At 36.8% G+C, this 15,338-nt stretch carries 15 protein-coding genes, 2 tRNA genes and 4 pseudogenes; 12 read left to right on the top strand and 9 right to left on the bottom strand.

What is annotated here, in order from left to right; genetic code table 11:
• The first annotated feature begins 142 nt into the window (after window positions 1-142).
• From rpsB to ABWU67_RS02665, 7 genes are read left to right on the top strand one after another with little or no spacing between them, the layout of a single operon-like run.
• Complete coding sequence (gene rpsB, locus ABWU67_RS02695) at window positions 143-991, top strand: 30S ribosomal protein S2 (protein ID WP_010962661.1); 849 nt, start codon at window positions 143-145, stop codon at window positions 989-991.
• Entirely contained in the window at window positions 972-1,832 is an 861-nt protein-coding gene (tsf, locus tag ABWU67_RS02690; RefSeq protein WP_070356839.1) for a translation elongation factor Ts, read from the top strand. Before rpsB ends, tsf begins: the two co-directional genes overlap by 20 nt.
• A gap of 16 nt (window positions 1,833-1,848) precedes the next feature.
• A complete protein-coding gene (gene pyrH / locus ABWU67_RS02685) occupies window positions 1,849-2,586 on the top strand; it encodes a UMP kinase (protein ID WP_410529992.1) in 738 nt (245 codons plus the stop codon).
• 7 nt (window positions 2,587-2,593) lie between these two features.
• A complete protein-coding gene (frr, locus tag ABWU67_RS02680) occupies window positions 2,594-3,151 on the top strand; it encodes a ribosome recycling factor (RefSeq protein ID WP_010962658.1) in 558 nt (185 codons plus the stop codon).
• 5 nt (window positions 3,152-3,156) lie between these two features.
• The gene (locus tag ABWU67_RS07240) at window positions 3,157-3,420 is read left to right on the top strand and encodes a hypothetical protein (protein ID WP_010962657.1); all 264 of its coding nucleotides are present in this window, start codon (window positions 3,157-3,159) and stop codon (window positions 3,418-3,420) included.
• A 6-nt stretch (window positions 3,421-3,426) separates the two neighbouring features.
• Complete coding sequence (uppS, locus tag ABWU67_RS02670; RefSeq protein WP_006279327.1) at window positions 3,427-4,122, top strand: polyprenyl diphosphate synthase; 696 nt, start codon at window positions 3,427-3,429, stop codon at window positions 4,120-4,122.
• On the top strand, window positions 4,112-4,738 hold the full coding sequence (locus ABWU67_RS02665) for a phosphatidate cytidylyltransferase (protein WP_010082212.1): 627 nt from the start codon (window positions 4,112-4,114) through the stop codon (window positions 4,736-4,738). Before uppS ends, ABWU67_RS02665 begins: the two co-directional genes overlap by 11 nt.
• 16 nt (window positions 4,739-4,754) lie before the next feature.
• Here the strand turns inward: ABWU67_RS02665 and ABWU67_RS02660 are convergent, their stop codons facing one another.
• Both ABWU67_RS02660 and coaD read right to left on the bottom strand, forming a co-directional pair.
• Window positions 4,755-4,946 (bottom strand): zinc-finger domain-containing protein, encoded by a 192-nt coding sequence (locus ABWU67_RS02660; protein ID WP_006279326.1) that lies wholly within the window; start codon window positions 4,944-4,946, stop codon window positions 4,755-4,757.
• A 68-nt stretch (window positions 4,947-5,014) separates the two neighbouring features.
• A complete protein-coding gene (gene coaD / locus ABWU67_RS02655; RefSeq protein WP_006279325.1) occupies window positions 5,015-5,521 on the bottom strand; it encodes a pantetheine-phosphate adenylyltransferase in 507 nt (168 codons plus the stop codon).
• 79 nt (window positions 5,522-5,600) lie between these two features.
• Between coaD and ABWU67_RS02650 the strand changes: the two genes are divergently transcribed.
• From ABWU67_RS02650 to ABWU67_RS07235, 3 genes and pseudogenes are all read left to right on the top strand, one after another.
• Window positions 5,601-5,673, top strand: a tRNA-Phe gene (locus ABWU67_RS02650).
• A gap of 218 nt (window positions 5,674-5,891) precedes the next feature.
• Window positions 5,892-6,755 carry a gamma-glutamyl-gamma-aminobutyrate hydrolase family protein gene (locus ABWU67_RS02645; protein ID WP_341821661.1) on the top strand — a complete coding sequence of 288 codons (864 nt, stop codon included), beginning with the start codon at window positions 5,892-5,894 and terminating at the stop codon, window positions 6,753-6,755.
• Between the two features lie 356 nt (window positions 6,756-7,111).
• Window positions 7,112-7,360: pseudogene (locus tag ABWU67_RS07235) on the top strand (IS4 family transposase); the annotation flags it as partial.
• A 116-nt stretch (window positions 7,361-7,476) separates the two neighbouring features.
• Here the strand turns inward: ABWU67_RS07235 and ABWU67_RS02635 are convergent.
• A protein-coding gene (locus ABWU67_RS02635; RefSeq protein WP_353281801.1) for an IS5-like element ISWpi1 family transposase occupies window positions 7,477-8,309 on the bottom strand; the annotation gives its coding sequence in 2 pieces (ribosomal slippage) (window positions 7,477-7,940 and window positions 7,940-8,309; 834 coding nt in all).
• Between the two features lie 90 nt (window positions 8,310-8,399).
• Window positions 8,400-9,258, bottom strand: a pseudogene (locus tag ABWU67_RS02630) (IS630 family transposase).
• 62 nt (window positions 9,259-9,320) lie between these two features.
• Here ABWU67_RS02630 and ABWU67_RS02625 point away from each other — a divergent pair.
• Window positions 9,321-9,500, top strand: a pseudogene (locus ABWU67_RS02625) (transposase); the annotation flags it as partial.
• A 23-nt stretch (window positions 9,501-9,523) separates the two neighbouring features.
• On the opposite strand, the pseudogene ABWU67_RS02620 reads toward ABWU67_RS02625, so the two are convergent.
• The 5 genes and pseudogenes from ABWU67_RS02620 to rpsD form a co-directional block, all read right to left on the bottom strand.
• A pseudogene (locus tag ABWU67_RS02620) lies at window positions 9,524-10,465 on the bottom strand (IS110 family transposase); the annotation flags it as partial.
• Between the two features lie 190 nt (window positions 10,466-10,655).
• A complete protein-coding gene (locus ABWU67_RS02615; RefSeq protein WP_353282154.1) occupies window positions 10,656-11,240 on the bottom strand; it encodes a reverse transcriptase domain-containing protein in 585 nt (194 codons plus the stop codon).
• A gap of 565 nt (window positions 11,241-11,805) precedes the next feature.
• A complete protein-coding gene (gene iscX, locus ABWU67_RS02610; RefSeq protein ID WP_007552114.1) occupies window positions 11,806-12,006 on the bottom strand; it encodes a Fe-S cluster assembly protein IscX in 201 nt (66 codons plus the stop codon).
• A 30-nt stretch (window positions 12,007-12,036) separates the two neighbouring features.
• A tRNA-Leu gene (locus ABWU67_RS02605) sits at window positions 12,037-12,123 on the bottom strand.
• A gap of 9 nt (window positions 12,124-12,132) precedes the next feature.
• Window positions 12,133-12,747 (bottom strand): 30S ribosomal protein S4, encoded by a 615-nt coding sequence (gene rpsD, locus ABWU67_RS02600; RefSeq protein WP_010962555.1) that lies wholly within the window; start codon window positions 12,745-12,747, stop codon window positions 12,133-12,135.
• 113 nt (window positions 12,748-12,860) lie between these two features.
• On the opposite strand from rpsD, the gene tkt reads away from it, so the two are divergent.
• Window positions 12,861-14,924 carry a transketolase gene (tkt, locus tag ABWU67_RS02595; protein WP_353282153.1) on the top strand — a complete coding sequence of 688 codons (2,064 nt, stop codon included), beginning with the start codon at window positions 12,861-12,863 and terminating at the stop codon, window positions 14,922-14,924.
• Window positions 14,925-15,338: the final 414 nt, after the last annotated feature.

Raw genomic sequence — 15,338 nt, 5'->3', positions numbered from 1 at the left:
TGTTGCCCTTTGTCAATATTTTTTGTTTGCGCTTTGCTGTCTTTTCTATTACTATGTAAATAATTTAATTTCACACATGGCTTGTACAAGTAGTCCCATTAGGGTTATGCCATGGAAGATAAACTATTTGGAGGAATGATATATGACAAATTTGCCTAAAGTCACTGTGCGTGATTTAGCTGAATCTGGTGTACATTTTGGTCACAAAATTAGTCGCTGGAACGCAAAAATGGCTCCATACATATATGGAGTGCATCAAGAAAATCGTATACATATAATTGATTTGCGAAAAACACTACCATTGCTACAGGTGGCCATGAAGGCTTTATATGACGTTGCATTTCAAGGTGGTCGCATTCTATTTGTTGGTACAAAGTTTCAAGCTTTTGATATTATTGCAAGTGAAGCGATTCGTTGTGGTCAATATTATGTGAATCATCGTTGGCTTGGTGGTATGCTTACTAATTGGGGCACTGTTTCTTCTTCGATAAAAACCTTGATGCAATATGAGAAAATATTAAATGACGAGGATAGCATTTTAACAAAGAAAGAATTGGGAAACATTGAAAAGAAAAAGCAAAAGCTTGATAAGGCGCTTGGCGGTATTAGAGAAATGGGAGCAATTCCTGATATCTTATTCATCATTGATACTAATAAAGAGCATATAGCGGTTAAGGAGGCTAAGAAGTTAGGAATTCCAATAGTTGCAATACTTGATACTAATTCTGATCCAGATGGTATTACTTATCTAATACCTGGAAATGATGACTCAAGAAAATCAATAGAGCTCTATTGTAAATTAGCTACCGACTCTATATTAGCTGGAATAGAGTCTAGTCTAGCAAAATCTGGAGTTAAGATTGATGATATAAGGGGTGATGAGTTTATTCAAGAAAAAGAAGATGGTATTGTGCAAACTAAAAGGAGACGTAGTAAAGTTTACAAAGAAGAAGAAAGGGAGGTAGTAACAAATGAAGATGAATCCAGATGATATAAGAGAATTACGTGATAGAACAGGGCTTGGCTTAAGTGACTGTAAAAAAGCATTAGAAGAATGTGATGGTGACATTAAGAAAGCCGTTGATAAGTTACGTACAATAGGTCTTGCTAAAGCTGACAAAAAATCTGATAGAGTAGCTTCAGATGGGCTCGTTGCTATGTGTTTGACTGAAAATTGTGGTGTATTGATTGAACTCAATTGCGAAACCGATTTTGTCGCAAGGAATGAGAAATTTATAGAGTTAGTTTTAAATTTAGCATCAATTGCTCATCAAGAACGCTGTACTAGCGTTGATGAGTTAAAAAATGCCAAGTATGAAAGCATTGGCACAGTGCAGGAAGCTATTATGAATGGTACGTCAGTTCTTGGTGAGAAGCTAGAGTTAAGCAAGCTTTGTTACTTAGAAGCTAAGGATGGAGTTATTGCTGGCTACGTACATGGTGATGTGTGTGGCTTAGGTAAGATTGGTGCTTTAATTGCATTGCAATCATCTGGTGATAAGGCGAAGCTACAAGAGATTGGGAAACAAATAGCTATGCATGTAGTTGCTATGAAGCCTGAAGCTTTGTCTATAGATGATTTAGATCAAATGAAGTTGAACAACGAACGTTCTATAATTGAAGAGCAAGTGAGGAGCTTAAATAAACCTGAAGAAGTAGCAAAAAAAATAGTAGATGGACGAATGGCTAAGTACTATGAAGAAGTTGTTTTACTGGAGCAAAAATTTATAAAGGATGATAAGATGAAGATTTCTGATTTTATAAAATCAAGCGAGTTGAGTGCTGTTAAACTCTCTAATTACAAGTTACTTGTTTTGGGTGATGCAGATTAAATAGCAAAAAATGTTTATTTCAACAAATGAAAAAAGCGAAATAAAATATTCCAGGGTGTTATTTAAAATCTCTGGTGAGGCTTTGATGGGATCAAAGCAATTTGGTCACGATATGGAGACTATAGGTGAGTTATCTAAAGGCATAGTTGAAGTTTGTAATCTTGGAGTTCAGGTATGTATTGTTGTTGGTGGTGGTAATATCTTTCGTGGCACATCTGCGTCTTTAAGTGGTTGTGAAAGAGCAAGCAGTGATTATATTGGAATGCTTGCAACTATAGTCAATGCTTTAATTTTACAAAACTTTTTAGAAAAAAATTTAGTAGCTTCTAGGGTATTATCTGCAATACCCATGGCCACTGTATGCGAACCTTACATCAGAAGGAAAGCTATTCGTCATTTAGAAAAAGGTAGAGTGGTAATTTTTGCAGCAGGCACAGGCAACCCATTTTTTACTACAGATACAGCTGCAGCCTTACGTGCTGTTGAAATGAATTGTGATGTTATTCTAAAGGGTACGCAAGTAAATGGTGTATACTCCGCTGATCCGAAAAAAAATGAGGATGCTGTAATGTATGATAGGCTTTCTTACACGGATTTATTGACTCGTGATTTAAAAGTTATGGATGCATCAGCAATTTCACTTGCTCGTGAGAATTCTATTCCAATTATAGTTTTTTCTTTGAAGGGAGAAAAAATAGTCAATATTATTAAGGGTCAAGGTACTTATACTATAGTTTCAGATTGTAAACAGTAGGTAATTTATGTTAAATGAAATAAAAGCTAAAACAAAAGAAAGAATGCTAAAAACTATTCAGTCCTTTCATGATGATATTAAAGGCGTACGCACTGGTAGAGCTAGTGCATCTTTGCTTGATGGTATAGTTGTAAACATCTATGGTGGGCATCAAAAGTTAAATCAAGTTGCAGGCGTTTCGGTTATAGATAACAAAACCCTATCAATTAAAGTTTGGGACATTAGTGTTGTAGGTGAAGTGAAAAACGCTATATTAAATGCTAACCTGAATTTAAATCCTGTTGTCGAGGGTAGCACCATACGTATAGCTCTTCCGGACTTGACACAAGAAACCCGTGAAAAATTAGTGAAATTATTGCATCAGTTTGCTGAAAATGCACGGATTGCCATTAGAAATATACGTAGAGATATTATGGAAGAAACAGAAAAAATGAAGGAAAATAAAGAAATCTCAGAAGATGATTTTCATGGTGCTAAGAAGGAAATACAAAATATTACTGATGATAATATAAAAAAGATTGATGGTGAATTGTCCATCAAAGAAAAGGATATACTGAATCACTAAATGATATGGAGAAAGCTTACATAGCAAATGATGTCATTCCAGTGTTTGACACTGGAATCCAGTCTTTACTATACAACTATCTGATGCACTTGTTTGAAATCAAATTTCCTGGATCCCAGTGTCGGAGCACTGGGATGACACCAATTTTGCATTCAAGTATCAACTATTGGTGTCACTACAGTAACTCTCTTCCTGTCATGCAAGTAGCTGACACCTTCCAGGTGTCCATTGAAATCCAAAAAATTTCACTCAAGTCAAAATTAGGTTAAATTTAAATGTTGAATCAAGAATCTTTACCGAAACATTTAGCAATTATTATGGATGGTAATGGTAGATGGGCGAACAATCAAGGAAGGGTAAAAATTGATGGTTATAAAAAGGGCAGTGAAGTTGCATACGATATTGCCAAGTATTGTACGGACTTAACTATACCCTACTTAACTTTGTATGCATTCTCTATGGAGAATTGGCTTAGACCTAAAAACGAAACTGACTGTCTATTTGATTTATTTTACTCCGTTTTAACTAATGAAGATAAAGTCAATTTCATTTACAATTGTAACATTAAGTTGAATTTTATTGGCAATTTAAGTCTGTTACCCAGTAAAATATTGGATCAAATTAAAAAAGCAGAAGAAATGACACATAAGAACGATGGTTTATTACTCACTGTGGCAGTCAGTTACGGAGCAAAGCAAGAAATTACACAAGCTATAAGCAATATTATAAAAGAAAATATTGCTTATGTATCAGAAGAGGAATTTGAAAAATTTCTGTATACTAAAGATTTGCCAAAATTGGATTTATTAATTCGCACTGGCGGCGAAAAAAGGTTAAGCAACTTTTTATTATGGCAAGCAGCTTATGCTGAATTGTATTTTTGTGATACTTTATGGCCTGATTTTTCTTGTCAAGATTTGAGTAAAGCATTAGAAGATTATACAAAAAGAGAGAAAAAATATGGTAGATAATAATTTTATAATTAGAATGTTGTCCTCAATAGTAATATTATTCATATTTTCCTTTGCTACATATTTCAGTGATTTATCGTTTTACCTATTGATTTTTTCGATAGCAGTTTTATCTTCTTTTGAATGGTATAATCTAACCCAGGGAAACAAAATTTTATACGTTTTTGCATTATTATTGATTGCACTACCAAGCGCCTCATTAATATATTTATATAATCTACCACAGGGAAAATACGCATTAGTATGGTTCGTCTTAACCATTTGGGGAATTGACGTTACTGCCTACCTGTTTGGCAAGAATTTTGGTGGAGCTAAAATTTGCCCAATTATTAGCCCTGGAAAAACTTGGGCAGGACTTCTTGGTGCGATTTTAGCTGGAGTAGTGTGCACAATTTTTGGATCAATATTTTTTGGTCTATTTTCAATTTTTTATTCTCCAATCATTGGCCTTGCAATTGCTATTCTAGCGCAACTTGGCGATTTCACTGAGTCGCTTGTTAAAAGAGCTTACGGTGTTAAAGATAGTGGAAATATGATACCTGGCCATGGGGGAGTGCTCGACCGTATGGACAGTTTCATTTTTACTGCCCCTCTTATTGCTATTTACATAAGCTAAGTCTTCAGAAGTGCCATTAGAGCTCATCCCTAGTCAGCTCCCCAACCGCTTCTACAGTGCAGTCATGGACAAACGTCTTTTCACAATAAGGGCAGGCTATTTCCTCTTCTTCTCCCATATCTAAATATATTAATGGATGGCCGGAACCCTCATCATTCTCATCACCATGACAACAAACTTTTCTATTATTAACCCTCACTTTTGACATGCTGCTCCTTTAGCTTATAACATTTTATATATTGAATATACCCATTCAGAAATAAAAAACAACAAGCACTATTCTCCATTTTTTATCCTATTCAGGTTAATCAATTCGTTTTGAACACCTTTTGATACAAATTTGCTAACATCTTCTCCTAATCTTGCTATTTCCTTTACAAAGCTTGATGAGATAAATTGAGTATCTTCAGAAGCAGGAAGAAATATGGTTTCGATTTCAGGAAGAAGTTTATAATTTACCCAGCTCATTTGAAACTCGTAATCAAAATCCGATACTGCTCTTAATCCCCTAATAATAACAGAAGCATTCTGCTCTTTGGCAAACTTCACTAGCAACCCATTAAAAGATATAACATCTGCATCAATTCCTAGCCCTTTGATTTCATTTTCAGCCATGCTTGTGCGTAGCTTTGTGTCAAAGGCAGTATGCTTATTAACGTTTTCTGCAACTCCTATTATTAATTTATCGACTAGTTTACACGCTCTTTTGATTATGTCAAGATGCCCAAAAGTTATAGGGTCAAATGTGCCAGGGTAGATTCCTATTTTGTCATTAATGTTCATCCTTTATTTTTATAAACTACTTTAAAAACTTTTGATAGACATAATAACATTTTTTATCTAAAAATAAAAGTATACAGTTGGCCTGATAGCTCAGTTGGTAGAGCAAAGGACTGAAAATCCTTGTGTCGCTGGTTCGATTCCTGCTCAGGCCACCTTCTCTTTCTTGGCAAACTTGCCTTTTTGTTATAAAATACTCTATATCGTAATATAAATATTAGGGAGGCAAGTCATAGTATATAAATATTATAATAAACTATTTAATATCTTATTAATTATAGTTCTATTATTAAGCAATATTACTTATGCTGGCGTTAGTGAAAAACCGGCATCTCAACATGTAACCAGAAAAGAAGAACCAGCGTCAACTGTCTTGACGGCAGAAAATACAGTAAATAATGACATAGTTGTTGGTTTGTTGAAAACGGAAGAAGCACATGAGCTTGGGCTATCTCAAAATATCTACGAGATGTTTAATAACTTTGGAGTTAAAACCGTACTCATTGACTACAATAAAATAATTAACTTAAAAGAAATCCAAGAAAAGTCGCTTATCTTTGCAAAACAAGATGAAACATTGGCAAAGAAGCTAACATTAGACCGAATAAAAGTTGAAGTTGCAAAGTTTGTTAAAGAGCACAAAATAAATAGAATATTTATTCCGGATAATTTACACTCAGCACCCACTCCTTGTCGCCAGCTTGTTACTGAAGCAATTGTAAAAATAGTGGATGATAACCCTGCAATTCATTTACTTGGCATATGTGAAGGCATAATGAATGCAAAGGGAATTGAAGTAGTGAGTGTTGTGAGTGATGAAGAGAAGCAAAGATCTCATTTAAAATCAGCACCTAATCCACAGAAAGAGGATGTACCTCTCCAGCAGATAAAGATCGTTCCAAATAGTCGTTTAGCAGAAGTAGTAGCCAAATTCCTAATACCTAATGAAAATGGCTGGTTTTCAACATATTTTCCAGATGCTCATTCAGGAGCAGTAAGTAATACACCAGAAAATAGAAGAAAATTGGAGTCACTTGGATATAAAGTTGCAGCATTTTCCAGTGAGGGGGTAATAGAGGCTATTGAAGATAAGCATGGTAATGTTCACTTTCAAAGTCATCCAGAAGCCCTTGTTGTGAAGTCAGATAAAAACCTCTATTTATCAAATCACAAGGAACGTCAAGTGTCTACACTAGTTGCTATAGCGATTATGAATGATTTTCTTTATCGTGCTTAATGGCTATAGCTTTAGGCTTACCGACGATTTGATAAACGATAGATTTGTCATGTATCCGTTCAGGCAATGGCGTCAACTTAAGGAAAAATATCAGCGATAGTGTATAAAATTTCTCTCCAAATTTTTTATCATTAAATTATCCAAAGAGTGCAAGGGACAGCACTTTTGTTTCTATTTTATTGCAACAAAAAAGTTTAAAATGTGTCTTTTTTAGGTGAGGCATGCAAAAAGGAAAAGATCTTATCTTACAAATTATAGCTCTTTTTACAATAATCCGAACAGACCGTAATATGCTACTGGCCTGCTATAGCCATAAACACATATCTTATCGCATTCGGACTATTATAAGAAAGGCTATAAAGTTAGTTAAAAAAAGTTTGGGAATAGAATGTGAACTTATGGAGCCATTGACATGTACCCTCAAAGCAAGCTTTTTCTAAAGCAAGGTATAAGATTTGCCATACAGGCTTTCAAGAATTTAAGCATCCAAACAGCCTATCAGGATGAACCTGAGTTGGAGAGGCTATAGACTTATTGCAGCAGATGGTTCTGGTATGAGATTACCTAGCTCTGGGGAAATTGTATCCGAGTTTGAACCAAATGGAAACTGACCTTACCCAGAAAAAGTGGAGAGAAAGTTTGGAATGTTTTTCACAAAGAGAATGATGAATCAAAATGCTCAGGAATGCAATAGTTAGAGGTTGTCCGGAAACTAGTAAATTCAAGCATATTCCCTCTTTAACATAACCCTACTCATAGCTAGGTATATGAAATTCTCAGTGGATGTTGTGAGTAAATCATACTCCTTCGATAGCCTTCTATTCCTATTAACCCAAGCAAAAGTCCTTTCTACAACCCATCTTCTTGGCTGTACTTTAAACCCTTGTTCTCTTGTTGGTAGTAGCTCAGGTGGAGTATCTTTGTGCACCCAAAATCTACATGGAGGCCTTTTAACAATTTCAATATCTATGTCATATTCTTCCTTTATGTGATTCTTTAAATTTCTTCCTTGGTATCCCATTTCAGCCCACATTTTTTTAACTTTAGTATATTTTGTTCTCATATTGTTTAATGCTATTTTAATACCATCTCTATCATTTTCGTTAGCAGCGCCTACGTAACAACCTAGTATAAAACCCTGAGTGTCTGTAATTATATGCCTTTTTCTACCCTTTACTTTTTTACTTCCATCATAGCCTTTGATCCCCCCTTTTCTGTAGTCTTTACAGATTGACTATCTACTATACAGGCACTCGGCTGCTCATTCATTCCTATTTTTCTTCTACTATATTTTGTAATTTCATAATTCATTTTCTCAAAAATTCCCTGCTTCTTCCATTGCCTGAACTGCTCATACACAGTCTTCCATAGCGGAAAATCATTTGGTAAATACCGCCATTGACACCCTGTACGCAATACATAGAAAATTGCTTCTAATATTTCTTTTTTGCTATACTTTGGCGGCCTTCCTCCTTTCTTGTATGATACTCTGAAGTGTTTTTCTATTCTTGCCCATTCCCTTTCGCTTAGATCTGTTGGATACTTTTTTCTCATCTTTACCCCGTACTAAAATTTCAGATATTATAGCCTTTTACTTGTTTCCGGACAACCTCTTATAGCATTTCTCATAATAGTCCGAATAGGTCATAGGAAGGCAGAATCAACAGCACGACGAAAGGATTCGAATAGAGGAATGTTTTTCCTGGCTCTGTTTTTTATAGCAAACCAATGATGCTCAATTTTGTTAAAATCTGGAGAATAAGGCGGCAGATACAAAATTTCTGCACCGACTCCTTTAGCGAGCTTGATAAGCTTATCAGACTTATGAAAAGTAGCATTATCAAGAATGACAGTTTGTCCAGGTTCTAAGATCGGTGCCAAAAATTGCTCAAACCATCCATTAAAAATATCCATATTACAGTGGCCTTCAAATGTTAATGGAGCAACTATCTTTCTTCTACTTAAGGCTGCAACCATGCTGATTCGTTGAGTTTTTTTTCCAGATTTTAGGGCATAAAATCGCTGTCCTTTCTGGCAATACCCATATGGATAGTCCTCCGTGTTATCAATCCCAGACTCATCTATATACACTAAGTTTTCTGGTTCTTTTGTTGCTATAATTTTTAAGAATTCAGCACGTTTTTCTTCGTTCCTTTCCTTGTATCCATATGTCTTTTTTTGCGCGTAAATCCAATTTTTCTGAGAGCTCGGTGGATCGTTTCGATACTAACGTTGCCCCAAAGTTTAGCCATTTCCGACAGAGTTTTTCTACCGTGTTTTTTAGCAAATTCGATAAACTTATTCCAGTCGATAATTTTCTGATTGTAACCTCCATTACCGAGTTTTTTGACTGAAAGTCGCCTGTTTCTTTTTTTCTTTGCTTCCACTCCCACAAAGTAGTTCGTCCAATTTTAAATCTTGCTGCCACTGCTTCTCTGCTTTCCCCTTCGTCTAGTGCTTCCATTGCTTTTTTTCTTAAATCATAACTATATGCTGCCGGCATCCAACCTCCTTATCGCCATCTATCCTTAATCTTATCATATCCGGACTTCTGTGGAAAGAGCTATACCAACAAGAGAACAAGGGTTTAAAGTACAGCCAAGAAGATGGGTTGTAGAAAGGACTTTTGCTTGGGTTAATAGGAATAGAAGGCTATCGAAGGAGTATGATTTACTCACAACATCCACTGAGAATTTCATATACCTAGCTATGAGTAGGGTTATGTTAAAGAGGGAATATGCTTGAATTTACTAGTTTCCGGACAACCTCTTATTGTGATTTATACCTGTTTCTGAAATGACAGCCTGTATACTTAATACATCAAGTCCTGGAACTCTAGTAAAATCCATCCCCGTTATTCGATATAAATCTTCATCTACGGCAAAATCTGGACTATTCTTCTGTTTTCTCTTTCGTGTCTTATTCAATGCCCTGTTCTCATTCGACTTTGTTTCAAATGTTTTATAGTAATTTTCTATACTTTTATCACATCCCGTTATTTGCTCTTGAAAAAAAGTATATGCTGCATATTCTTGTTTTAGCACAAACAAGTGTTCCTCTCTATAATCACCAGCTAACGCTTTTGCTATAGTAGACTGATCATTTTTTATTCGTGCATCCCTGAATTTAGCCAATTTCTCAGGATCTCTTTCGCCTTCAATTATAGCTTCAATGATTTTCATACCAGTTATCCCAGTAATATGACTAATAACCTTGTGTAATTGAATATTCATTTGAATTAGCGCTTTTTGCATACGTTGAGTATGTTTAGCTGCATTTTCAATTAGATTAGCACGTTGTCTAACGTAACTACGCAGTACACACATTTGATTATCCGGTCTAAATGATCCTTGAAGCAGTCCATAGCTGTGCAATTGTTGCAGCCATTGACAATCTTGAACATCAGACTTTCTACCAGGCACATTTTTGACATGTCGCGCATTTACTAATTTTACTTCAAATTTATGTGATTCTAATATTTGAAATAAGGGAATCCAATATACTCCAGTTGACTCCATGGCTACAGTTCTAACCTGACACTTTTTTAACCACTTTGCTAAGTTGTGTAGATCTACTGTAAAGCACCCAAATTTTTGGATACGTTGTTCATCTCTTCCTTCAGGTACACATACATAATGTACAGTCGAGCCAATATCAATCCCTGCTGCATCAAGGTTTATTGTTTTTAATTTACTTTTTGCTTCTGCCATATAAAATCCCTCCTATATTATTATGATAAGAAGCACTTCAGCTTGGGACGGTTAGGTTATACAATCTTCTAAACGAGGTAGCCCAAAAAGAACTCCATCAATGGTTTTACCATTTCCCCCAAAACCATGCTTTCAAACGGGCATTTATAGCACCATTGATTGTTTCGGTTATAGCTGCAGAAGCGCTTCTTCATAACACTATACCCAAAGAACATAAAGTAAAGAGGGAGTTTCTTTTTGGTTTTACAGATTTTATCTGTTCTGGGCTTTCAACATACAGTATGACCCATTTGCAGTCTGTGTGCTTTTTGATAGCTTGCAATGCCAAGCCGTGGTCCAAATTGTCGAAAAATCCAGATATATCAAGATCTATCGTCCAATCGTACCTCCAGCATCTTTTACGAGCTGTATCTACCGCATCCAGTGCAGACTTATTTGGTCTATAACCATATGAATCCTCATGAAATTTTGGTTCTACCAGCGGCTCTAGATACATAGCAGCAGCCGTTTGCCCTATCCTGTCGAATACTGAAGGAACACATAAAATTCTTTGCCCTCCTGTATCTTTTGGTATCGCAACAGCTTTTACCGGCTCTGGAAAATAACTTCCGGATGACATCCTATTCCATAGTTTGTATAGATTATCTTTTAGATTCTCTTCAAACTTTGTTATCGAAACCTCATCCACACCAGCAGCACCTTTATTTTTCAATACTTGTTTATAAGCTCTCCAAATAAGTTGCTTTGGTATATCAAAAGACTTTGTTTTATTCATTAACTCCTCCCTTTCGGTTGATAAACAATTAAAACTAAATAACTCAGCCCCTTCGCTCCATTTCCATTACAGAAACTTCTTCACTACTACGAGCTGATCCGTCCCTGTTTTTCGCATCGGTACTCTCATCCTTGGAGTTTAGCCCCTTGGATTTCTCCCTTATCATCGAAACGACAGGTTCCCGTAGTTCCACACAATAGCCTAAAATAGATTCATGCCACCTTTATGCCGGACGCCAGCTATCCAGTAAACAAGCTCCCGATAGCCTTATCCCAGGTTACAAACGACCCCCTGGTTTTGACGTCATACAACCGGTTTCGACACTTCATCAGTGGTTCACTTACGTTCATCTCTCTATTTCATACATGACGCATAATTGCGCCTTTTCCATAACGCTCACTACCTTGGCTCTTTACCAAAGCAGCTCATGGTTGTTTGAAGCCTGTTCTTGTAAACCGGCTCCGAGGGGCCCACCCTCATCTATTGCGTAGCTTTCGCACTTAGTTTGCTCTTACTTGAACATTCTTTGTGTCTCTACGGCACACCGTTTGCGTATGGTTTATTGCTATGCGGTTAATCTTTCCTCAATCCAAGCTGCTTGAATAGCTTCGAGTATTTTTTCGTTACAGCGTTTTTCATCATCATCAAATTCCTCTAAACTCAAGACCTTTTTTTTAAGCTCAGTGAATCTGATACTAATTATATTCTCATTTGGAAATTTTTCCTCCAGAGCTTCCACAATATCTTCTATATCAAGCCATTTCATACTTTTTTGTATTTATCTGCTAAGTTAAATTGGTGCCCATGGGGAGACTTGAACTCCCAAGGTCGCAAAACCCACGGATTTTAAGTCCGCTGCGTCTACCGATTCCGCCACACGGGCTTTTTTTATCTATCTAGAGTAAAACTCTACTACTAAATTGACTTCCATGTCTGCTGAATAAGGAACCTCAGAATATTGAGGTGACCTCAAATACTTCACTGAATGCTCTTTACTATCTGCTTCTAAATAATCCGGAGCCTTGCGCTCTTGTTTTTGTTCAGCCTCTACTACTACAGGGATTTTTGCTGCCCTTTCTCTTATTTTTATTATATCACCTGGCTTCACTCGATAACTCGATATGTTAACCACCTTATCATTAACTGTAACGTGCTTGTGAGATATGAGCTGCTTTGCTGAGTAAATTGTTGGAACAAGACCAGAGTGGTATAAAACAGAACTTAATCTCGATTCTAAGATACCGATAAAATTATCAGCCGTATAACCCTTTCTGTTATAAGCATCTAAAAATGTGCGTCTGAGCTGCTTACTTGAAATCGCATAGTAAAACTTAAATTTCTTATGCGCAGCAAACTGCTTACCAAAGTCGGATAACTTCTTGAATCCAAGAATACCATGTTGACCTGGAGGGTATTTCCTTTTGTTTACTGGGTCTTTAGCTCTACCCCATAAATTTACACCAAGTCTACGGCTAATCCTATACTTTCTAGTGATAACAGTTGTCATATAAAAACTCTCACGATTTAACTTTAGATTATTAAGGATTTTAGCACTCAGTGTCAACTTGTTTTTGCTGATATAATCTTTTATACTTCATTTTTAAGTTTTTCTATTAACACATGAATCATTCACATTTAAAATCTATGGCAAACGCCATCCGTTTTTTATCAATTGATGCAGTACAAAAAGCAAACTCTGGACACCCAGGTATGCCACTTGGCATGGCAGATGTTGCAACTGTTTTGTTTGCTAAATATCTGAATCATAATCCTGATGATTCTAAATGGTTCAATAGAGATCGCTTTGTTTTATCAAACGGTCATGGGTCAATGTTACTATACTCAATATTATATTTGACAGGTTATATTAGCGTAGATGAGCTAAAAAACTTCAGACAAATGGGATCCAAGACCCCAGGTCATCCAGAGTTCGGCTTGACTTCCGGGGTAGAGGCAACAACAGGCCCGCTCGGTCAGGGGTTTGCCGCTGCTGTTGGCATGGCACTTGCTGAATCGATACTTGAAAAGCAGTTTAGAATCAATCACTACACTTATGTGATGCTAGGGGATGGCTGTCTTATGGAAGGAATAAGCCATGAAGCAGCATCACTTGCTGGGCATCTTAAATTGAATAAGCTTATAGCTCTTTTTGATGATAATGATATTTCTATAGATGGCGCTACTTGCCTTTCCTGTTCTGACGATGTAGAGAAACGCTTCTTAGCGTATGGATGGAATGTTGACAAAATTGATGGCCATGATTTTGATGCCATATCCCTTGCAATAGAGCAAGCAAAAAAGTCTGATAAACCTACAATGGTCTGCTGCAAAACTATTATCGGAAAATTTTCAAGCCGTGCTGGCACATCCTCTGCTCACAGTGGTGCTTTTTCGGAGGAAGACATAAAACAGATGAGAGAGAAATTAAACTGGAATTATGAACCATTCCATGTACCAGAAGATGTGAAAAATGCCTGGAAGAAAACTGTTGAGAGAGCAAAACAAAACTACACGATGTCATTCCAGCGCGTGACCAGGAAAGAAGAAAAAGAATGGATCCCAGTGTCAAGCACTGGGATGACAAGAGAGAGTACTGGGATGACAGAAGAGAATGCTGGGATGACAGGGTATCATGCAGAACTTCAAAGACGGTTAGATAAACATCTACCAGATAATATCGCTGGTGTTTTAGCTGACCTGAAGAAACAAATATGTGAGCTAATGCCAAACGAAGCTACTCGATCTTCTTTCGGCAGAGTAATGGAACTTTTAACTGAGTCTATGCCGGAATTAATCGGCGGTTCTGCTGATCTTACCGGGTCAAATTGCACTAAATATGAGCACATGCAGGTAATAAATAGCAATAATTATAGTGGCTCTTATGTCCACTATGGAGTGAGAGAGCACGCTATGGCAGCATGTATGAATGGTATGGCACTTCACGGCGCGATTCTTCCTTATGGCGGCACTTTTTTGGTATTTTCCGACTATTGTCGTCCTGCTATACGTCTTTCAGCTCTGATGAAGCAGCAGGTTATGTATGTCATGACTCACGACTCAATTGGAGTGGGAGAAGATGGCCCGACTCATCAGCCAATAGAGCATTTAGCCTCTTTGCGTGCTATACCAAATCTATATGTTTTTAGGCCAGCCGATGCAGTTGAAACTCTGGAGTGTGTTAGCATTGCACTCGAAAAGAAAGAATCTCCAGCACTGTTTGCGCTCTCAAGGCAAAACGTAAGTTACATGCGCAAGTTCTACTCTGATATCGATCAATCTGCTAATTTATCGAAGTTTGGTGCATATATTTTGTGTGAATGTTCAAAAGAATTAAAAGTGACGATATTTGCTACGGGGTCCGAGGTTGAAATTGCAGTTGAAGCAAGGGAGAAATTGCAGGAAAAGGGTATAGGTACAAGGATTGTTTCTATGCCATGCTGGAGGCTTTTTGACGAGCAAAGCGATGAATATAAAGCGGCAATATTAAATAATGACAGCATTAAAGTTGCAATTGAAGCCGGAAGTGAAATGGGTTGGCATAAATACATAGGTTCAAACGGTATATTTATTGGCATGAAAAGCTTCGGAGAATCAGCACCTTATAAAACACTTTATGAGCATTTTAATATCAACGCTGATCATGTGGTAAAATGTGTGTGTGAGAAGTTAGGTTGCATTCAGTAAACCTCTTGCATAACCATATGAAAGCCCACTCTTCTTTGTCATTCCAGCGCGTGACGTTATTTCCATCCAAGATGGTGTCATTCCAGTGCTCCTTTTTTTGTCATCCCAGTGCGTGACACTGGGATCTAGCCTTTATTATTTGGTTGAAATTAAGTCTTCTGGATCCCAATGTCAGCTACTTTCATGACATCATCATAAAGTAAAATGAGATCCCAGTGTCACGCACTGGGATAACAGGAGAAGGAGGCTACTTAGAGAGGATGTCATTCCAGCACTTGACACTGGAATGGCTTTGTTGCATCGCTACTTATGAAAGGCTAACTATAGTTAGGATTATAAGCAACCTATTGAAAATCTTGTTTTTTTGCAATCAATCTGATCAAATTTAAGAATAGTAATTTGTTATTTATATTA

It is taken from the genome of Wolbachia endosymbiont (group A) of Aleiodes leptofemur (genome assembly GCF_964028465.1).
Lineage (GTDB): Bacteria > Pseudomonadota > Alphaproteobacteria > Rickettsiales > Anaplasmataceae > Wolbachia > Wolbachia pipientis.
This window is presented reverse-complemented; position numbering and strand designations above follow the sequence as displayed.